Below are 21,333 nucleotides of genomic sequence, written 5' to 3'. Positions count from 1 at the left end.
TTAATTTGCATAAACATACCAATCACCAACTTCAAATGAATAAAACTGCAAATTCGAAATTATTAATTTACTTCTTTCTTCTACTTTTTGTCAGCACGCCTTTAACAGCATTAGCTCAAGACACAAGTTCCAATCAAAATTTAGTTGAGCTTTTTAGAAAGTGGCGTTCTTTTGAAAATCCGCCATTGCTAGACGGTGCTCCTGATTATACTGCTGATGCTTTCGAGAAAAGATTTCCTGCATTCAAAGCATTACAGCAACAACTACACGCTACAGATACTACTGGGTGGTCAATACCAGATAAAGTTGATTGGCATATTGTAAATGCCGAGATGAATGGTTACGATTTTAACCAACGGATTTTAAAACCGTGGGTTAGAGACCCAGCTTTCTACAAGACAATATGGACAGACCGCAGCGATGTACCTGCACATGAAGGTCCGGCGCACCATGCTATAATCGATATATGGAAATACAACTTTCCGTTAGATAAAACCGAGCAAACAAAATTACTGGCCGCATTAAAAGTAATACCTGTTCTTAACGAACAAGCGAAGAAAAACTTAACGGGTAATGCTAAAGATTTATGGGTCGCTGGTATTCGCGATATCGAAACTCAAAGCAAAGATTTGGCGCAGCTTAAAAATCTTGAAGGAGTTCAAAAAAATAAAAAAATAGTGCTGGCTATTGATGCTGCAATTACCTCAACAAATAGTTTGGCTGAATGGCTAAAAACCGAAGCAACCACTAAAACGGGGCCTTCAGGTATTGGCAAAGAAAATTATACATGGTATTTACAAAATGTACATTTGGTGCCTTTAACTTGGGAAGATGAAGTAATGCTCTTAAAACGTGAGCTTACGCGAGCCTGGTCGGCACTTAAATTAGAAGAACATAGAAATCGGAATTTACCTGAATTAGATGACGCCAGCAGTGTTGAAGAATATGATACCATGGCAAAAGCTTCTACCAAAAGTCTTCTAGAATTTTTAGATAAGAATGAGATTGTAACAGTTAAAGATTATTTTGAGACTGCGCTTAATGACCATTTAGGTTCATATGTACCAAAAGAGAAAAGAAACTTTTTTTGGATCACGGCACATTTAGACCAGCGCCCGCTATACTCTCATTTTTACCATTGGTTCGAACTAGCTAGAATGGATAACGAGCCTAACCCACGTGAAATTAGAAAAGAGGCATTGCTTTATAATATATTCGATTCAAGAAACGAGGGTACGGCCACTGCAGTTGAAGAAATGTTCATGGATGCCGGTCTTTATGATGACCAACCTCGCTCTAGAGAAATCGTATATATCATGATTGCCCAACGTGCCGCTAGAGGTTTAGGCTCGTTATACGCACATGCCAACCTTATGACATCTGAAGAAGCCGGTAGTATTCACTCCAACTACACCCCAAGAGGATGGATGAAAACAGAAAAAGATCTATTGCTTTTTGAACAACATCTTTACCTTAGGCAACCTGGTTATGGCACCAGCTACATAACAGGTAAATACTTGTTAGAAAACACCATGGCAGAATATGCCAGAATGAAAGAGAGCAAGAACGAACCTTTTGAAATGAAAGCTTTTTTCGACGAATTAAATGTAATTGGGAGTATACCAATAACCTTGGGCAGATGGCAAATGACCGGTGTACAATCTTTTCTAGGTCAAGAATAGCCTAACCAACTGCAACTCATTATAAATGTCAAAAACTAACTCAAAAAAACTAACTCGACAAATGGGGCTTTTAGCCCTTACCGCAACCGGTGTTTGCTCTATGCTAGGGGCTTCTATAAATGTTGTTCCTTTCATGATACAACGCAATGTACCCGGTATTGGTCCGTACGTGTTACCTGCGTTTGCTTTTGCAGCGGTACCTGCATTATTTGCCGCCTTGGCGTATGGTATTTTGGCATCGGCAATGCCACGTGCGGGCGGTAGTTATATTTATGCCAGTAGAGGATTAAACCCCTATTTAGGCTTTGTAGCCAGCTTTTCTCAATGGTTCGGACTCTCCATTGTTATCGGAGTTATTGCCTACGTAACCGTACCTTTTATTCGTGATGTTACATTGAGTTTGGGGTGGGAAAATATCTCGAACGGCTTAGAAATAGGATGGATACGCGTAACCATAGCTCTGGCATTAATTTGGTCTTTTGTCGCCATAAATATTCGAGGAATAAAAAGTTATGAACGCATTTTATTACCCATGATGTTTTTAATGTTCGCCCTCGGCGGAATTGTAATCGTATCGGGACTCATTTACGACTCGACAGATTTCTTAACTGGATTACAAGAAAAAACCGGACGCACTTTTGACCCCATTAAAAATATTGATTTCGACTGGCGTATTTTTTTGTCGGCAGCCGCACTTTTATTTTCAAGTTTTATCGGTTTTGACTCCATAGCACAGGCAGGTGGAGAGGCTAAAAATCCGACTAAATCATTACCACGAGCAATTCTACTAGCCATATTCGGAGTAGGTTTGTTCTACTTTCTTTTTGCATCGGCAGTATATCATATTGTGCCTTGGAGTTTTGTTGCAGAAGAAGCAATGATAAAAGATATATCTGCCCCCGGTTTGTTAAGCTACGTACTACCCGCTGGTTTAGGTATCGCAATATTGGCAGGTGCTGCAATTGCGTTAATAAACGATTTGCCAGCCATGCTGTTATCGGTTTCGCGATTGATGTTCGCTTGGGCAAAAGATGGTATTTTCCCAAAATCTATCTCTCAAATCCATTCTAAAAACCACACCCCACATATTGCATTAATAGTAGCTGGTGTAATGGCAAGTATTGGCGTATTGGGTTCTCATTTTGCAGGCGACTTCTTTTTAGGTATCGATATTATGGTTACTTCTATGATGGTCAATTTTCTGTTAATGTGTATTACGCTAGTTACCATTAATAAGGTAAACCCGGCATTGACGAAACAAATTTCAGTACTTAAGAATAGAACCTTGCAATTATGGATTGCTTGGTCAGGTATAATCACCCTTTCTGCCTTTTTAGGAATTCACACCTATAAAGATTTAACATCAGAAACAACGGCGTGGTATTTTCACTCCACACCTATATGGCTAATTGTTATGGGCTTGGCTAGCTTGTTATTTACCTACTATTGGAAAAAATTAAAAAAACAGCACAACAATACAAACGAATTATTTTTAGAACTCCCTGAAGAATAAAAGATGCAGACAACAATTGAATTAGCAAAAGATTTAGAGATTTCTAGAGTGGTTACCGGCTTATGGCAAATTGCCGATATGGAACGTAACGGTAATACTTTAGACCCTGTTGCAACCGCCAAGTTCATGAAGCCTTATCTTGATGCCGGACTCACTACTTTCGACATGGCCGATCACTATGGATCTAGTGAAATTATAGCTGGTACTTTTAAAAATAGTCTTGCCGATAAAGATAGCGTGCAGCTATTTACTAAATGGGTTCCAAAACCAGGAAAAATTACTCGTACAGATGTTAGAGCCGCCATACAAACAGCGCTAGACAGAATGCAACTAGCTAGTATTGATCTTTTACAATTTCATGCATGGTACTACCCCGATGCTAGTTGGTTAGACGGTCTTTTTTATCTTAAGGAGTTACAAGAAGAGGGATTAATTAAACATATTGGAGTAACTAATTTTGATGCCGCGCATTTACGAATTGCTCTGGCAAGTGGTATACCCATTGTTAGTAATCAAATTTGTCATTCTTTGATAGACCAGCGCGCGAATGGAAACATGGCTGCCGTTTGCCGAGAGTACAACGTAAAACTATTGGCATTCGGAACATTGGCAGGCGGATTCTTAACCGATAAATGGTTAAATAAAACCGAACCTACATATGAAGAATTGACCACATGGTCACAAATGAAATACAAACGTTTTATTGACGCCGCTGGCGGATGGGAACCATACCAGAACCTCTTACAAACAGTAAAAAAAATTGCCGATAAACATAATGCCTCTATCGCAAATATTGCAAGTAGATTTATTCTAGAGTGTGATGCGGTTGCTTCTGTCATCGTTGGCGCTAGATTAGGCGAAAGCGAACATATCGAAGACAATAGAAAAATGCTGGATATTACGCTAGATTCTGATGATATCAACGCCATTAAAAAAGCACAACACCAACTGACATTAATACCTGGCGATTGCGGTGATGAATATAGAAAACCTCCATTTTTAACAGCATCGGGTGATCTTAGCGATCATTTGGAAACAATACCAAAAGCATTTACCCCAATACAAACCGGAGAAAACAGAGAACAGATTTTTAGCGGTACCGAATGGGAAGACTATGCGGGGTACTCTAGAGCAGTAAAAATCGGCAATACCATTCATGTTTCAGGCACCACGGCAACTCATGGAAGTGACATGATCGGTGGCACCGACCCAGCTGCTCAAGCCCATTTTATCATTGATAAAATCGAAGGCGTTATCACTTCTTTCGGCGGCACTTTAGCCGATGTGGTGAGAACACGAATTTTCGTCAACGAACTAAAAGACTGGGAACCTGTAGCACGCGCACATGGCGAACGTTTTAAAGGCATTAACCCTGCAAATACATTGGTAGAAGCTAAATTGGTAGGTGATGGTTATATGGTAGAAATTGAAGCAGAGGCTATTCTATCTTAATTACCTCAGCTTCATTATATTACTCATCCCAAGTGATGTTGCTATTTTTGACCATAGTTTCAAAGGGCGCCCATTCATTTTTCATAAAATTGGTTACTGTTTTAGAAAATTCAGTAACTAATAATTTTCCCTGTTCAAGAATTTCTTGATGCTGGGCTGAAGGCTCATTAGTTTGTGCAGCAGCTATACTTAAAGCTTCTCGCATTTTAGAATAGGGCGATGTCTCAAAAGACTGCCACGCCCCTACTTGTCTTTCTGGCTTAGGGGTTTGACCTTTTGCCTTCAGAACCTTTAGCGCCTGTCTCATATCTTCAAGCTTGGTCACAAATGCTTGATCAGGTGTATTCTCAGACTTACTTATTTTGCTTAACAACCCATTTATTTTTTTGCTTTTAGCATCAATATCCGTTAAGTGTTTCGACAAGATTTCGACTTGACTATCTACTGCCTTTTTATATTCATAAAGTGCTTTATCTACATTTGATTTTAATTCAAATCTAGGATCTGCAATTACGGTTACTTTAGTACTATCGGTTTGTGCACCATACTTTAAAACAATAGTATACTCTTCAGGCAAAACAGGAATATCTCTTGAAAAATCATCAGTCCATGAACCAGGTAAAGATGCTGCTGACTCATCTAATTTCCAAATCATGTAATTCAACCCTTTAGTGAGTTCTTTAGTTTCAACCGTATTTACCAATCTATTTTTTTGATCATAAATCATTGCTGAAACATTGGATTCAGCGGTTGGCTCCTCCGATAAATAAAACGGAATTTGAGTTTTCTGAAATACTTTATTCTCACCCTCGAAAGTGGTATTAAAACCTGTCCAAATATTTCCTGGCGGGTTTATAAATAAGCCTTTCACCTGTACAGCATCATTCATCGGTAACGCGGTTATACCAGATTTTAATCGGTCACCAGCTATTTCCCTTAAGGTCAACAAATCATCTAAAACCCATATTGCCCTACCAAAAGTTCCAACAACCAGTGCAGATTCTGTTTCCTGTATCTTTAAATCCATCGTTGAAACTGACGGGAATCCGTTTTTAAACTGCGACCATGTTTCACCTTCATCAATACTTATCCATAATCCATTCTCGGTTCCTAAAAACAACAAATTCGGTTCTACGGGATCTTGTATAATTGTTAATGCATAACCATTGACCATAGATTTATCAACTACTTGTTTCCATGTTCTCCCTAAATCTTCAGTTTTAAAAACATAAGGATCACAATCTCCCTTTCTGTAATTATTCACCACCACCCAAGCAGTTTTAGCATCGTATTTAGAAGCTTCAATTTGAGCTATCCACCCTTCATTTGGCAGCCCTTTTAACCTTTTAGTAATATTTTTCCATGTTGCACCACCATCTGTTGTTAATTGCACTTGACCATCATCAGTACCTACCCAGATTATTTCATCATCTATACTACTAGGCGCAATACTCAAAATAGCATTGTAGCGTTCTGCTCCTGAAACATCCAATGTTAATCCGCCATAATCAGGTTTTTGATGCTCAGGATTGTTAGTTGTTAAATCGGGTGAAATTATTTCCCATGTCGCTCCCTTATCCTTAGTAATATGTACAAATTGAGATCCATAATAAGCAGCATTGTCATCGGTAGGATTTCTAGCAAAAGCAGCATTCCAATTAAAACGAAGCGAAGTTTCTAAATTTGGCGCCGGTGGTTTTATACTTACATAATACCCCGTTAATTTATCATACCTATATAAATCTCCATTTTGAGATGATCCATATCCAAATCTAGAATTATCTAAATCGGGAGAAATATCAAAGCCATCGCCCCCAACCAAATACTGCCAATATAACGTTCTAATTCCGCCTCTTTTCCAAGTATAAGCAGGACCAGACCAGTTGCCGTTATCTTGCATACCGCCATATACGTTATACGGAGTATCATTATCTACGCCCACATGGTAAAATTGTGCGACAGGTATGGTTTCAGGAAAATACCAACTTTCACCATGATCCTGAGTAATTCCCAATCCGCCATCACCTCCAATAATAAAATGTTTTGCATCTTTCGGATTTACCCAAAAGGCATGAAAATCGGCATGAATACCTTTCGTCTCATCGGCAGGTATCATTGGTATGGTATCAAAAGTGGTAGCGCCATCATAGCTTACCGACAAAGGCTGATAAATATTATACACTCTATCTGGGTCTTCTGAATCTACTGCAAGGTCTTGAAAATAAAAGGGTCTATTATTCGCAAACTTTGGGTTATCGTTTATCATCTCCCAAGTAACACCACTATCATCACTGCGATAAATAGCATTCTTCTTCGCTTCTATTTTAGCATACATTCTAGTTGGGTTAGAAGGCGCTATGGCAAAACCTATTCTCCCCAAATTACCAGAAGGTAGACCGTTTTTCTCTCCCTGTATTTCCCAATTATCCCCACCATCTTCTGTTACATATAATCCAGAACCTTCGCCACCAGATGTAAAATAGTACGGAGTTCTCTCATGTTCATATAATGCTACAAATAGTTTGTTACTATTGGTAGGATGCATAACCATATCTGCAATACCCGATCTATCGTTCGTATATAAAATCTTTTTCCAATGCAAACCTCCATCAATAGTTTTATACAGCCCCCTATGCGCGTTTGGTGTAAATGGATCACCCATAGCGCCAACATAAACCACGTTTGGATCATTTGGATCAATACTGATTCTATGTATGGTTTTGGTAGCCTCCAATCCCAAATGTTTCCATGTTTCCCCTCCATCGGTACTTTTAAAAATACCCATGCCCAAGTTCATTGAGTTACGAGGATTACCTTCGCCTGTACCCACCCAAATAACATCTGGATTGTCCTGTTGAATAGCAAGTGCGCCAATGTTCTGAGTAGGTTGGTCGTCAAAAACGGGTCGCCATGCAGAACCACCATTTTCAGATTTCCAAACTCCGCCAGAAGCCGCACCAACGAACATTATTTTCGGATTGTCAGTTACCACATCAATAGCTGTAATACGACCACTCATATTCGCAGGACCCACGTTACGGATGCTCAGATTTTTTAAATTAGAGAAATCGATTTTTTGTCCGATTGCAAACTGAGTAATAATAGCAAAGACAAAGAAGATGATAAAGCGAATTTTCATGGTATGAGTGGTAGTTTACCCAAAAATAAAAATCGACGCGTAAACAATGGCATTTTAGCTAATGAAATTCTCTATTTTAAACAATAATCAACTATTTAAAAATAAAGGCGGAAGATTGCCTTAATCAGACCTTAGCTACAATATTACTTTCAAAAGGTCATATTACACATTTATAAGGAAAAATTTAGAAAATTACCAAGATTCAAATATTTCAAAAACAAACCTTTTTTATTCAAAATCAAGCAAAAAAGCCTTTAAATTAACCAAACTTATCACAAAAAGTGTCTTTTTCTTGCATTTTAACGAAATTATAGTATGTTATATATGAACTTAAAAATAATCTATGCGACAACTAAAGATCACCAAACAAATTACGAACAGAGATGCCAAATCATTAGAAAAATATTTTCAAGAAATCAGTAAAATAGATTTAATTACTGCAAGCGAAGAGGTAGAACTGGCTCAGAAAATTCGTAATGGTGATCAGAAAGCGCTAGATAAATTAGTGAGTGCTAATTTAAGGTTCGTTGTATCTGCTGCCAAGCAATATCAAAACAGAGGGCTACGCTTAACCGACCTCATCAACGAAGGTAATTTGGGGCTAGTAAAAGCAGCTAAACGCTTTGATGAAACTAGAGGATTTAAATTTATCTCGTATGCCGTGTGGTGGATCCGTCAATCTATTCTTCAAGCGCTTTCTAACACTTCACGTATGATTAGGATACCGCAGAACAAAATTGCGGTTAGCAGCAAAATTTATCAGGTGTATTCTTCTTTAGAACAAGTAAATGAAAGACCACCGAGTGCTGACGAAATTGCATCAGAATTAGACATGAGCGTTTCAAAAGTAAAAACCTCCATGAAAAATTCGGGAAAATCTATTTCTTTAGACGCTCCTTTTAAAGAAGGGGAATCTTCTTCCTTATATAATGTGTTAGAGTCTACAAAACTAAATAGTCCCGATAAAGAAATGATGGCCGAATCATTAGAAACGGACATCAATCAAGTATTGAAGAAAATTCCAGAAAGACAAGGTGATGTCTTACGTCTTTTCTTTGGTTTGGGCAACCAGCCTGCAATGAGCTTAGTTGAAATAGGTGAAGTCTTTGATGTGACTAGAGAACGTGTACGACAGATAAAAGATAAGGGTCTTAAATCTCTTAGACGTACATCGAATACCGAATTGTTACGTGCCTATCTATAATTATTAAATCAGTATTTATCATCACTAGGAAAAATATTTTCCAACATTCATTTTAACCACATATAATAGTATAACATTAGCTTAACAGCTCTAATTAGGAGTTGGTAATGCATTTGTTATGTTACTGTTTTAAATACCATTACATGAAACTTATTTACATTAAAAGAGAAAGCAATACCAAAGAATTATACAGAACACGTAACGGACTCAAAAAGTCAAAGGTGACATCAATCACGAAATACTTTTTAGGTATCCCCATAAAAACCCTGCACACCTACAGACAAATTTATTACAGGCGTAAGAATAACGCTATTGAAAAAATACTATTTATCTAATTAGACAATCATACATATTATCCAATAATTAAAATTGAATTCATGAAAATACTAGTAATAGGAGCCGGCAATATGGGATTGACTTATGCAGAGGGCATGTCGAAATCAAAATTACTTAAAAAGAGAAATATCATGGTGCTCGATACTTCTGAAGAGAAGTTAGAAGAACTACGCGAAAATCCGCAATTTGATGCTTTTGATGATTTAAAAAATTGTGCACCACAGGCAGATATTATTTATATCGCGGTAAAACCATATCACGCAGAAAGTGTTTTCTTAAAACTGAATCCGCTTGTAAAACCTGGTCAAATTGTAATTTCTATTATGGCCGGTGTTACTATCGATACTATTCAGAATTTAACGGGACTCACAAAAATAGTACGCGCTATGCCTAATCTACCTGCATCAATTGGTAGAGGACTAACGTCATTCGTAGCTTCTAAAGAAGTAACGCGTATTGAATTGTTAACGATTGAAAGTTTGTTAGACACTACGGGTAAATCTATTCAAATAAGCAATGAAAACTTCATTGACGCTTCTACCGGTATATCTGGTAGCGGTCCGGCTTATGTATTTTACTTTATGCAAAGCATGATGGAAGCTGCCCTAAAAATGGGCTTTACACCAAATGTATCTAAAGTATTGGTAGCACAGACATTTACAGGTGCTATTGAACTTTTTAATCAAAATGAGCTTTCCCCTAATTCTTGGATGGATAAGGTTGCCAGTAAAGGTGGTACTACCCGTGCAGCACTAGATTCTATGGAAAATAATAATGTAGGTGAACTTATAAAAGAAGCAGCTTTCGCAGCATTTGAGCGTGCAGTTGAACTGGGTAAGGAAAAGGTGAATTCTATAGAATAGCATATCATAAATACTACACACCTGAGTGCGAAAAAGGTATTTTAAAGACCTTTATAATCGCACAACATTCTTTCCATTAGATGAAAAAATAGTTTTTGGACTATTCCATTTTAAGTAATTATAAGTTTACTTTGGAATAGTCAAATTCTATTGTCTCACTTTATGACAATAATTCTTTGATTACATGTTTTTTTGTGCTTTATTTGATAAAGACAACTGAAACTTATCAAATTCACTAATGAAAGGTATCAAAAATAAGAAATTCATTCCCAACCTTTCTTATGATTGTGTCATTTTTGGGTTTAATGGTATCAACTTAAAAATTCTTATTCTAGAATACCACAACACTGGTTTATTTGCACTTCCAGGAGGATTTATTAAAAAAAATCAAAGCCTACAAGATGCAGTAAATAAAGGGGTAGAAGAACGTACCGGAATAAAAAATGTGTTCTTAGATCAATTTCAAGTTTTCGGAAAACCAGAAAGATCTGACCCTGCTGCTATGCATCGTATTTTAGTTGCAAATGACAAAAATTTAGAAAAAAATGAATGGATGATGGACCGCTTTATTACCGTAGGCCATTATGCACTCATCAACTACGAAGATGTTAACCCAAAGCCAGATCATCTTTCAGATAGTATTGATTGGTACGACATCGATAGTGTACCTAAATTAATGATGGATCATAATGAGATTGTAAACAAAGCTCTTGAAGTACTTCGCAATAATATAAGCGAGAAGATTATTGGAATGAATCTACTACCTATAAAATTTACTATGAAGCAGTTACAACAAGTTTTTGAGGCCATTTTAGACCAGACACTAAGACGCACTAGTTTTCAACGTAAAATGTTATCTCTAGATATATTACAACGGCATGAAAAGCTTTTTGAAGGCAAAGCTCACAAAGCTCCATACCTATACAGTTTTAAATAAAATTAAATACTTAAACTAATAATTATAATAATGAACAAATCAACACTAAGCAACTTTTTAAAATGTACCGTTCTCGCAGCTCTTATGTTCAGCACATTAACAACATACGCTCAAAAGAAATTTGGCGGTCTTGCTCTTTACACTGTTAGGGACGATATGGGTACCGATGCGAAGGCAACTTTGCAAGCTGTATCTGATGCCGGTTATAAAAATATTGAAGCTGCCGGTTATGCTGATGGAAAATATTATGGTATGACTCCATCTGATTTTAAAAGCCTTTTAAAATCTTTGAAGCTGAAACCAATTAGCACACACCAAAGTGCAGTTACTATTGACAATGCCGATAAGATGATGGCTGATGCCAAGTCTGCAGGCTTCAAGTATTTTGTAGTTCCTATTCCGCCAATGGGTATGTTCACTTTCAACGAAGAAGATAGAACAATGGGCATGACTGGTACTGTAGAAGATTTAGCTAAAATTCTAACCACTTTGGGTGAAAAAGCCAATAAAGCAGGATTAAAACTATTGTACCATAATCACGATTTTGAATTCAAGAAAAATGCTGCGGGTATTGTTACAATAGACTACTTATTAGAAAATATAGATCCTAAGTTATTGAACTTTCAGATGGATTTATATTGGGTAACCAAAGCAGGCGCCAACCCTATTGCTTACTTCAACAAATATCCAGGTCGTTTTAAAATATGGCATGTAAAAGATATGGATGAGCAAGGTAGATTTGCACCAGTGGGTACAGGTTCTATAGGCTTTCAAAATATCTTAGCCAATAAAGAGCTTTCTGGTATGAAATACTATATGGTTGAACAGGATATGACTTTCGACGGATTAAAACCATTAGAGGCTATTAAAATTAGTCATAAAGGTATAAAGGAGATAGGTTTTAAATAATTACTATTATCAAACAACGGAGATGGCCCCGAAGAGATTTTTCTCTTTGGGGTTTTCTTTTTTAAGTACTTTCTCATTAAACCTTTCATAACAATTGCTGTCTTAATCACTTATTAAATTATGTGCTTATTTTTGCACACTTAACACCAACTTTAAAAAGTACAAAATGAAAATGACCACAAGTTTACGCATGAGAATTATTCACAGATATTTAGGCTTCTTTTTAGCCGGTATCATGGCGATGTACTCCATTAGCGGAATCATAATGATCTATAGAAATACTGATTTTCTAAAAAGTGAGAAGATCATAGAGCAACAACTAAAACCAAATTTAAAAACCGCTGAGCTTAGTGGTGCGTTACGAATTAAAGGCGGATTGAAACCTCAAAAGACTGAAGGTGATGTTGTTTACTTTAAGCAAGGTGAATACAATACAGTAACAGGTATGGCTACCATTAAAAAAATGGAGCTTCCTTTTATTTTAGATAAGATGGAACACCTTCATAAGGCAACTACAAATAGCCCCGTATATTTTTTGAACATATTTTTCGGACTTTCACTATTATTCTTCGTAGTCTCCTCTTTTTGGATGTTCATGCCTAAAACTACTGTATTTAAAAAAGGACTATACTTTTCACTTGGTGGTATCGTTCTGACCATTATTTTGCTGTTTGTGTAATAGCATAAGATAAATTGATATTTAATCCGCTTTAAAGACATTTCTTTAAAGCGGATTTTTTGGTTTTGATAAACACCGTAACCATCAAGAACCCACCCCTAGCCCCTCCAAGAAGGGGAACAGATAGTGACAATTATTGAAAACAACAACATCAAATAGCACAAAGACCCAATTTGGAGTAGGGGTGGACAATAGCATATTCGAAAACATGAAGTTAAGTCTGCCTGAAAAAAAACTTTTTACGTAAGTTATTGTCTCTCAAACTTATTTATCTTGCAGTAGAACAAGCAAAAGTCTACTCCCCTACCGCTTAAGCATCGACAAATTGAATACCTTATTTGCACTACTATTTATAAATCTGTTATATCAGAATATACTTATTGGTCAGCATGTATAACTTCATTTTAAGTAAATAAAATTTGGCTATCAATCAAAAATAAAACCTATGACTAAAGTATCCGTTCTTCGTTTTTTTAAACCCACCTTACTACTTTTTTGCACCCTCTTTTCGTACTTATCTTCATCTGCACAAGGTTTTGAAGGGTACTATCAAAATCCCACTATCCATAATAATACTATTGTATTTACTGCTGAAGGTGATCTATGGAAAATATCTTTACAAGGGGGCTTGGCTCAACGACTAACTACACACGCCGAAGAAGAAAACTTCTCTTCCATTTCACCTGACGGAAAAACAATTGCCTTTTCCGCAAGTTATGAAGGCCCCATGGAAGTCTACACTATGCCTATTGACGGAGGATTACCAACTAGGTGGACCTTTGAAAGAGACGCATCTGTCATCAATGGCTGGACACCCGACAACCAAATAATTTACAATACACGGGCATTTTCTAAGGTTCCCGATAACCAAATCGTAACAATTGACCCCATATCTAAGCAAAAAACCAGAATTCCTCTTTCACAAGCTAGTGAAGCTTCTTATGACGCTACCGGAAATACGGTGTATTTCGTAAGACCGGCTTACCATAGAAATGTAACCAAAAGATACCAAGGGGGTACAGCAAGACAAATATGGAAATTTACAAAAGGAGCGGACGAAGCCGTTAAGTTGACCAAAAATCACCTTGGTGGAAGTCATCACCCCATGTGGTTTTCAGATAGGGTCTATTTCATTACTGATCGAGATGGCATGATGAATATTTGGTCTATGACCGAAAACGGAGAGGATCTTAAACAACATACAACACATAAAGATTTCGATGTACGTTCCGCGAGTATATCTAACGGTAACATTGTTTATCAAATGGCCGCCGATCTATGGCATTATGACTTAGCTACTAATGAGAGTAAAAAAATCGATATTAAATTAGTCTCAGACCTTGATCAACTAAGAGAAAAATGGGATGACAATCCGTCAAAATATATTACTTCGGTGCATGCAGATCCTTCGGGCGAACATATCGTTATCACTGCTAGAGGTAGGGTTTTTGTCGCTCCGGTAAAATCAGGTCGTTTTGTTTCATTTACCGACAAGGCTGACGTTAGGTTTAGAGATGCGGTTTTTTCTCATGATGGGTCAAATATCTACACCCTTTCTGATGAATCTGGTGAATTTGAATTTGTGAGCATGCCTTCTAACGGTCAAGGTTCAGAAAAGAGTATTACTAGTAATGGTAAGGTACTTAGATATGGTGGCAGCCCTTCATCAGATGGTAAATGGATTGCCTATAATGACCTTGAAAATAATATGTACGTACTCAACATTGCCAATGGGGTCAGTAAAAAGATTTCTACGAACCAAGAAGGCATTGGTAATTTTTCATGGTCGCCAGATAATAAATGGTTGGCTTTTGTACAAATGGCTTCAAATACCATGGCGCAGATTAAAGTTTATAATGTCGACACCGGCGCTCTTTTCGACCTTACTACCGATAGGGCCAATAGCTTTAATCCAAAATGGAGTCCAGATGGTAAGTTTATATATTTCCTTTCTGATAGAAGCTTCACTACTTTGGTAGGCAGCCCATGGGGACCTAGACAACCAGAACCTTATTTTGACGCTAGCGAAAAGGTATACCACGTGGCGTTGAAGAAAGGTACTCGTTCGCCTTTTAGAGAAGATGATGAACTTAGTAGTGATGCTAAAAAAGAAGATAAGTCAGGTGAAACGGATAAAAAGGATAAAGGCAAGAAAGAGGATAAAGAAGATAAAGTAACCGTAACTATCGATCAAAATGGTATTCAGAATAGAATCGTTGAAGTACCGGTAAGCCCTGGCAACTATTATGGGCTTGAAGTAAGTAAATCGGCTTTATATCTCATGTCTAGCACTACGGGCGTAAAGACCAAGAATCATTTATCGTTTATTAAAATAGACAATAAAGAGGTAAGCTTAAAAACTATGGTCAGCGATATTGAAGGATTTGAACTTGTTGGTAACGGTGAAAAAATTCTTCTAAACAAAGGAAAGGATTATCATATCATTGAGGCAGGGACATCTGAAGTAAAAGACCTATCAAAAAGTAAAATAAATTTGACCGATTGGAAATTCCCGATAACGCCCAAAGAAGATTGGAAACAGATCTTTACGGATGCATGGCGTATGGAGCGCGATTATTTCTACGACAAAAATATGCACGGGGTAGATTGGGATGCCATGCATGCAAAATACCTACCTCTTGTTGATAGGATTACCACACGTAGCGAACTTTCTGACCTTATCGGTAGATTTGTAGGTGAACTTTCTGCACTGCACACAAGTGTAAGGGGCGGTGATGAAAGAGAAGACGATAAAAAAATTGCCGTTGCTAGTTTGGGTGCCGTATTCAGTAGAGATGAGAACAAGAAAGGGTTTAAAATAGAACATATTTACAAAGTTGATCCAGACTACCCAGACAACAAGTCTCCATTAGACGATCCCTATTTAGATGTGCGTAACGGCGATATCATTACAAAAGTTAATGGTAAAGATGTACTGAACGCAGTTGATATAGGCGAACTGATACGAAATGAAGCAGGTAAACAAGTACGGTTAACATTATTAAGAGGCACCTCATCTAGAGATATCATAGTTAAACCTATAGCCAATGAATACAACCTTCGCTATAGCGATTGGGAATATGGTAATCGCCTAGATGTTGAAAAAAAGAGCGAAAACGAAATTGGTTACCTCCATTTAAGAGCTATGGGCAGTAATGATATCAATCAATTTTATCGAGAGTTTTATCCTGTTTTCAATAAAGGCGGTCTTATTGTAGATGTACGTTATAATTTTGGAGGAAATATAGACAGTTTTATTCTAGAAAAATTGCTTAGAAAAGCTTGGATGTATTGGAAAGCAAGATCCGGAGAATCTTATTGGAATATGCCATATGCCTTTAGAGGTCATATTGTGGTTCTGGTCAATGAAAACACCTATTCTGATGGCGAAGCTTTCGCCGATGGTTTTAAAAAATTAAAACTAGGTACGACTATTGGTACCCGAACTTGGGGTGGTGAAATCTGGTTACATAGCGGTAATAGACTAAGCGACAACGGACTCGCAAGAGCACCAATGATGGGCGTATATGGTGATAACGGAGAGTGGTTGATCGAAGGTCGAGGATTCGAACCAGATATTGAAGTAGATAACCTGCCACATGCAACGTTCAAAGGCGAAGATGCACAACTAGATGCCGCAATAAACCATCTTAAAAAGCTCATAAAAGAAGACCCAAGAGAAGTTCCAGCTCCACCGGCATACCCAGATAAATCCTTTGAGAATAATAAAAAAACAAATAACTAAAATACGACCTGAGACAAAATCAAATATTCAAAAAAGGGGTATAACCAAGTAATATAAACCACCTTAATAAGTACCATTTAAACCAAACTCTATATGAAACAATTTTTATCTCTCCTTCTCCTTTTAACAGCGACATTATCAGCTATTGCACAATCAAAACTGATTAAAGCAGATTCGTACTTAGATGTCAGAACCGGAAAATTAATTTCTCCGGCTAATCTGCTTATCGAAAACGGAACCATAAAATCTATTAATCCAAAGGTATTGCCGGAAGGTTTAGAAACCATAGACCTATCGGGTAAAATACTATTACCGGGTCTTATGGATATGCACGTGCATTTAGATGGCGATTTTAGAGGCAGCTGGGACTATATCTATAAAGAAAGTGCTAGTCAAGGTACTGTAAGGGCTGTGGTCAATGCCGAAAAAACATTAATGGCCGGTTTCACTACCATAAGAAGTATAGGGCAATTACACATTACACCTGAGCTTATTGATGTTGCCGTTTCTGAAGCTTCTGATAAAGGGATGATCGCCGCACCTAGAATAATCCCATCGGGACATATGATTTCTATAAGTGGCGGACACGGAGATATTTCTTTGGGGCTGGCTGAAGGTTTAGTAACCGTTGGTCCAAATGACGGAATCATCAACGGAAAATATGATGCCATCGAAGCGGTACGCTATCAAATTAAGCACGGAGCAAAATTCATTAAAATGCATGCTACAGCAGGCGTACTTTCTATGGAAGATGCCATTGGCGCACAACAGTTAAGTAATGAAGAAATGAAGACCATTGTAGATGAAGCTGCCAGACATCATATAAAAGTTGCTGCCCACGCACATGGTACCGAAGGTATCAAAGAAGCTATTAAAGCTGGTGTGTATTCTATTGAGCATGGATCTATTATTGATGATGAAGGTATTCAGTTAATGAAAGAAAATGGTGTTTACCTAGTACCAACGAGAGGGCTCGCGACTATAATCGAGCCTATGATCGACAAAATGGATCCCGTTATGGCCGGCAAAGCAAACTATGTGATGCCTATTGCTAAACAGAACCTTACAAAAGCTATTAAAGCAGATGTAAAAATTGCCTTTGGTACAGATACCCCTATAATCCCTCATGGTAAAAATGCCATTGAATTCGCAGCATTAATTGATTGTGGCATGAGTACTAAAGAAGCAATTAAAACCGCTACTACCAATAGTGCAGAAATGCTAGGTCTTACTGATCGTGGTGAAGTAAAAGAAGGTTTACTGGCAGATATTATTGCCGTAGACGCCAACCCCATAAATGATATCTCCACTTTAGAGAATGTAAAATTTGTTATGAAAGACGGAGTCATTTATAAGAATGAAAAGTAAATAACCTCGTGGCAAGCCCGCGATATATTGAATTGAAAATTATTAAAATTTACTCTCAAGAGTCGGAGCATTTAAATCACGATTATCGAGTAGAAGCCACTTGTTGGTACTATAGTCAATCAATTAAAAAACGAACATCATGAAATCATCGCATCACATTTTAATCAGAACACTTCTTTTAGGCTTTTCCGTAATATTATTTTCAGGTACTGTAGCATACGGATAAACGAAAGCCGAACAGATAGATGAGCTTTTAAAGGAATATCTAGCCTATTCTAAATTTAATGGTTCTGCTCTAGTTGCCAAAGATGGAAAGGTCATTTTCAAAAAGGGATATGGTATGGCGAATATGGAATGGGATATTCCAAACAATCCCAACACCAAACATCGCCTAGGTTCCGTAACCAAGCAATTTACCGCCATGCTTATTCTACAATTGGCAGCAGAAGGTAAACTAGATCTGCAGGCACCTATTACTACCTACTTACCAGAGTACCCAAAAGAAAACGGTGACAAAATTACCACCCATCACTTATTAACTCATACTTCTGGTATACCGAACTACACGTCATTTCCAGATTTTTTCAAAGACGTAAGTAGAGACCCATACACCCCAGAAGAGTTTACCAAAAAGTTTCAAGATATGGAGCTAGAGTTTACTCCCGGCGAAAAGTTCAATTACAGTAATTCCGGTTATTTTTTATTGGGAGTGCTTATTGAAAAACTATCCGGTAAAACGTATGAAGAAATGCTAGACGAGAAGATATTTTTTCCATTAGGTATGAAGGAATCCGGATACGATCATCATTCAGACATCCTAAAAAATAGAGCAACAGGTTACGAGAATAATGGAAACGGATTTATCAATTCCCCTTTCCTAGATATGTCTATTCCGTATGCTGCAGGATCGTTATACGCTACCGTAGAAGATTTATACCTGTGGGACCAAGCATTGTATACCAACAAATTGTTATCCCAAAAATATATGGATATGTATTTTAAACCACACATACCCGCTTTCGGCAGTTTTCATTATGCCTACGGATGGATGGTTGGTAATGAAGCCTTAGGCAACACAACCGATAGTATCGCAGTAATTACCCATGGTGGCGGTATTAACGGATTCAACACGCAAATTTCAAGACAGCTCTCAGACAAGTCATTGATTGTACTTTTAAATAATACCGGTGGTGCCCCATTAGGTAAAATCACGCAATCGATTCTTGGTATTATAAACGATAAAACTTACGACCTCCCTAAAACTCCTTTAGCATCTAAACTTTTAGAGGTCATAGCATCAAAAGGTATTGATGCAGGGGTTACATATTTTGAAAAGAATAAGGACAACAAAGATTTCGATGTCAATGAAAATGAAATGAACCAAACAGGATATCAACTATTAGGGTCTGACAAAACAAAAGAAGCTATTCAAGTTTTTAAACTGAACGTAGACGCGTATCCAAAATCTGCCAATGTATATGATAGTTATGCCGAAGCATTAATGAAATCTGGCGATAATAAAGGTGCTATTGAGAACTATACAAAAGCGGTAGAAATGAATCCTGGTAATGAAAATGCCATAGATATGCTTACAAAATTAGGTGTCGATACCAGTAACTTAACAAAAGAGTTCGAAGTACCAGAGGCACTATTAGAAAGCTACATAGGCGTCTATGAATTAATGCCCACTTTTAAAATTACCATAACCAAAGAAGGCAAGCAATTAAAAGCACAAGCAACAGGGCAGCCGATGTTGGATATTCTCGCCAAATCAAACGATACTTTTTACTTAAAAGAAGTTGCTGCTCAAATTCAGTTTTTTAAAGATGAAAACGGAGCAATTGAAAGTTTAACTCTATTTCAAAACGGTCAGGAAATGAATGGTAAGAAGGTGGAGTAGTGTGAGATTATTTAACCTTAGAACGTAGATACCACAGACCCAAACTAGAAGCCCGAAAATCTTACCCCAACCCTAAAGGGTGGATTTTCTACAATGGAGAAATGAAAAAAGATAAAGCAAACATATCTGGAATGCATCATGGAGCAACACCTTCGGTATTTAAAAATGCCGCAAAACTGAGAGCTTCTGTGACCGAAACAGAATGTATTTTATGGAATTATCTTAAAACTAAACCACAAGGTTTCAAGTTTAGAAGGCAACACCCCATTGCAGGTTATGTTCTAGATTTCTATTGTCATAAATTAAAGTTATCCATTGAAATTGATGGTGGCTATCATTTAAAACAAGAACAAATAGAAAAAGATAAAGAAAGAACGATGTACCTACAGGATATTGGTATTTCAGAAATTAGATTTACAAATAATCAAGTAATAAATGAATTTGAAGCGCTAATTGATCAAATTAACATCAAACTACGCGCGGGCACCCTTTAGGGTTGGGGCGAGCGCTGGCATTATAAAACCCAACTCCCCAATCACCAAAAAACCCACAATCAAAAACGCAACTCTCCCCTCTTGGGAGGGGGTTAAGGGGTGGGTGCTACGGTGTACTAACTTCAATTGCAAACGCACCTCGTTATATTCTCTTTACACCTCTTTTACTTTTCTGACAGTTTTACGGAAACCCGTAAGAAAATATACCGTAAACTTCTTTATATTGCAATACCAAGCAAAGTATACTCCCCTACCACTTTAGCAGAAATTATTTTATAAACCATTACACTTACACCTTATTAATTACAAGTATATTTAATTATACATATACTATTAAGTTGGGGGTAATTAATTAAAATATAGTAAATGGAAAATTTTGACATAACCAAAATTGAAGATTTCTTCTCAGCTATTGAAGAAGTCAAAAATAAGTTTGGCACTGTTTGGTTCCGGGGCTTAACTAAAAAGACTTATGAACTTGAACCATCAATTTACAGGTCTCCTTACAACCCCGACCTAGAAACTAATTTCCTTGGAAGTTTTATGTCAAAAACGCCTCCTTTTTTAGATAAAATGCCGAAAAATGATTGGGAATGGCTATTTATAATGCAGCATTATGCAGTACCAACAAGACTTATGGATTGGACTGAACTTCCATTGGTTGCCTTAGCTTTTGCACTAAAAAACATACCTGAGAAAGTACCTACAGAAGATGCTCTAATATATTGCCTTAATCCAGTGAAGTTAAATGAAAATGTAGGTGGGATAATGTATGACAAAAATAATTCTATTCCTTTCATTAATGATAAATTAAATGGTGTATTCGGTGTTGGACAAACCGTTTCAAATAATCTTCCAATTGCAGTAATTGGTCCTTTAAACAACCATCGAATTATTGCTCAGAAAGGAGCGTTTACGCTCTTTCCACATTCTCTTAACAAAGCATTTTCTAAAGCAGATAAGGCTGATGATTTTCTAATAACTCTTACCCTTAAGAAAGATAAACTTGAAGACTTAAAAAAGTGTATTGAAAATGCCGGAATAACCCAAGAAAGTTTGTTCCCAGGATTAGACTCAATTTCAAAAGAAATCACTAAAAAATATAAGTAGTT

Annotated in this window: 15 protein-coding genes; 14 read left to right on the top strand and 1 reads right to left on the bottom strand. The window is 37.2% G+C overall.

Annotated features, from left to right (window positions below):
* Nucleotides 1-35 precede the first annotated feature (35 nt).
* From Q0871_RS11245 to Q0871_RS11235, 3 genes are read left to right on the top strand one after another with little or no spacing between them, the layout of a single operon-like run.
* Complete coding sequence (locus tag Q0871_RS11245; protein ID WP_299322747.1) at nucleotides 36-1,682, top strand: hypothetical protein; 1,647 nt, start codon at nucleotides 36-38, stop codon at nucleotides 1,680-1,682.
* A 25-nt stretch (nucleotides 1,683-1,707) separates the two neighbouring features.
* Nucleotides 1,708-3,195, top strand: a complete 1,488-nt coding sequence (locus Q0871_RS11240; RefSeq protein WP_299322743.1) for an APC family permease — start codon at nucleotides 1,708-1,710, stop codon at nucleotides 3,193-3,195.
* Between the two features lie 3 nt (nucleotides 3,196-3,198).
* Nucleotides 3,199-4,647 (top strand): aldo/keto reductase, encoded by a 1,449-nt coding sequence (locus Q0871_RS11235; RefSeq protein ID WP_299322739.1) that lies wholly within the window; start codon nucleotides 3,199-3,201, stop codon nucleotides 4,645-4,647.
* Between the two features lie 19 nt (nucleotides 4,648-4,666).
* Here Q0871_RS11235 and Q0871_RS11230 read toward each other — a convergent pair whose 3' ends face one another.
* Entirely contained in the window at nucleotides 4,667-7,786 is a 3,120-nt protein-coding gene (locus tag Q0871_RS11230; RefSeq protein WP_299322736.1) for a hypothetical protein, read from the bottom strand.
* 343 nt (nucleotides 7,787-8,129) lie between these two features.
* Between Q0871_RS11230 and Q0871_RS11225 the strand changes: the two genes are divergently transcribed.
* The 11 genes from Q0871_RS11225 to Q0871_RS11175 all read left to right on the top strand — a co-directional run bounded on the left by Q0871_RS11225 (nucleotide 8,130) and on the right by Q0871_RS11175 (nucleotide 21,331).
* Entirely contained in the window at nucleotides 8,130-8,990 is an 861-nt protein-coding gene (locus tag Q0871_RS11225) for an RNA polymerase sigma factor RpoD/SigA (protein ID WP_299322733.1), read from the top strand.
* Nucleotides 8,991-9,133: 143 nt separating this feature from the next.
* Complete coding sequence (locus tag Q0871_RS11220; protein ID WP_299322731.1) at nucleotides 9,134-9,325, top strand: hypothetical protein; 192 nt, start codon at nucleotides 9,134-9,136, stop codon at nucleotides 9,323-9,325.
* Nucleotides 9,326-9,367: 42 nt separating this feature from the next.
* Nucleotides 9,368-10,189, top strand: coding sequence for a pyrroline-5-carboxylate reductase (gene proC / locus Q0871_RS11215; protein WP_299322728.1), 822 nt, complete (start codon nucleotides 9,368-9,370; stop codon nucleotides 10,187-10,189).
* A 238-nt stretch (nucleotides 10,190-10,427) separates the two neighbouring features.
* The gene (locus Q0871_RS11210) at nucleotides 10,428-11,126 is read left to right on the top strand and encodes an NUDIX domain-containing protein (protein WP_299322723.1); all 699 of its coding nucleotides are present in this window, start codon (nucleotides 10,428-10,430) and stop codon (nucleotides 11,124-11,126) included.
* A gap of 30 nt (nucleotides 11,127-11,156) precedes the next feature.
* The gene (locus Q0871_RS11205; protein WP_299322719.1) at nucleotides 11,157-12,035 is read left to right on the top strand and encodes a TIM barrel protein; all 879 of its coding nucleotides are present in this window, start codon (nucleotides 11,157-11,159) and stop codon (nucleotides 12,033-12,035) included.
* Nucleotides 12,036-12,201: 166 nt separating this feature from the next.
* A complete protein-coding gene (locus tag Q0871_RS11200; RefSeq protein ID WP_299322715.1) occupies nucleotides 12,202-12,714 on the top strand; it encodes a hypothetical protein in 513 nt (170 codons plus the stop codon).
* Nucleotides 12,715-13,159: 445 nt separating this feature from the next.
* On the top strand, nucleotides 13,160-16,459 hold the full coding sequence (locus Q0871_RS11195; RefSeq protein ID WP_299322711.1) for a S41 family peptidase: 3,300 nt from the start codon (nucleotides 13,160-13,162) through the stop codon (nucleotides 16,457-16,459).
* A 93-nt stretch (nucleotides 16,460-16,552) separates the two neighbouring features.
* Nucleotides 16,553-17,827 carry an amidohydrolase family protein gene (locus Q0871_RS11190; RefSeq protein ID WP_299322707.1) on the top strand — a complete coding sequence of 425 codons (1,275 nt, stop codon included), beginning with the start codon at nucleotides 16,553-16,555 and terminating at the stop codon, nucleotides 17,825-17,827.
* A 241-nt stretch (nucleotides 17,828-18,068) separates the two neighbouring features.
* Nucleotides 18,069-19,727, top strand: coding sequence for a serine hydrolase (locus Q0871_RS11185; RefSeq protein WP_299323366.1), 1,659 nt, complete (start codon nucleotides 18,069-18,071; stop codon nucleotides 19,725-19,727).
* A 101-nt stretch (nucleotides 19,728-19,828) separates the two neighbouring features.
* Complete coding sequence (locus Q0871_RS11180; protein WP_299322702.1) at nucleotides 19,829-20,221, top strand: endonuclease domain-containing protein; 393 nt, start codon at nucleotides 19,829-19,831, stop codon at nucleotides 20,219-20,221.
* 366 nt (nucleotides 20,222-20,587) lie between these two features.
* Nucleotides 20,588-21,331, top strand: coding sequence for an FRG domain-containing protein (locus tag Q0871_RS11175; RefSeq protein ID WP_299322698.1), 744 nt, complete (start codon nucleotides 20,588-20,590; stop codon nucleotides 21,329-21,331).
* Nucleotides 21,332-21,333 lie beyond the last annotated feature (2 nt).

The sequence above is a fragment of the uncultured Maribacter sp. genome (assembly GCF_947500985.1).
Lineage (GTDB): Bacteria > Bacteroidota > Bacteroidia > Flavobacteriales > Flavobacteriaceae > Maribacter.
The sequence above is the reverse complement of the archived record's forward strand: the minus strand, read 5'-3'. Positions and strand labels throughout refer to the sequence as shown.

Coding starts and splice junctions, on each gene's coding strand:
- Q0871_RS11245 (WP_299322747.1), top strand. CDS start 36: ATGAATAAAACTGCAAATTCGAAATTATTAATTTACTTCTTTCTTCTA.
- Q0871_RS11240 (WP_299322743.1), top strand. CDS start 1,708: ATGTCAAAAACTAACTCAAAAAAACTAACTCGACAAATGGGGCTTTTA.
- Q0871_RS11235 (WP_299322739.1), top strand. CDS start 3,199: ATGCAGACAACAATTGAATTAGCAAAAGATTTAGAGATTTCTAGAGTG.
- Q0871_RS11230 (WP_299322736.1), bottom strand. CDS start 7,786: ATGAAAATTCGCTTTATCATCTTCTTTGTCTTTGCTATTATTACTCAG.
- Q0871_RS11225 (WP_299322733.1), top strand. CDS start 8,130: ATGCGACAACTAAAGATCACCAAACAAATTACGAACAGAGATGCCAAA.
- Q0871_RS11220 (WP_299322731.1), top strand. CDS start 9,134: ATGAAACTTATTTACATTAAAAGAGAAAGCAATACCAAAGAATTATAC.
- proC (WP_299322728.1), top strand. CDS start 9,368: ATGAAAATACTAGTAATAGGAGCCGGCAATATGGGATTGACTTATGCA.
- Q0871_RS11210 (WP_299322723.1), top strand. CDS start 10,428: ATGAAAGGTATCAAAAATAAGAAATTCATTCCCAACCTTTCTTATGAT.
- Q0871_RS11205 (WP_299322719.1), top strand. CDS start 11,157: ATGAACAAATCAACACTAAGCAACTTTTTAAAATGTACCGTTCTCGCA.
- Q0871_RS11200 (WP_299322715.1), top strand. CDS start 12,202: ATGAAAATGACCACAAGTTTACGCATGAGAATTATTCACAGATATTTA.
- Q0871_RS11195 (WP_299322711.1), top strand. CDS start 13,160: ATGACTAAAGTATCCGTTCTTCGTTTTTTTAAACCCACCTTACTACTT.
- Q0871_RS11190 (WP_299322707.1), top strand. CDS start 16,553: ATGAAACAATTTTTATCTCTCCTTCTCCTTTTAACAGCGACATTATCA.
- Q0871_RS11180 (WP_299322702.1), top strand. CDS start 19,829: ATGAAAAAAGATAAAGCAAACATATCTGGAATGCATCATGGAGCAACA.
- Q0871_RS11175 (WP_299322698.1), top strand. CDS start 20,588: ATGGAAAATTTTGACATAACCAAAATTGAAGATTTCTTCTCAGCTATT.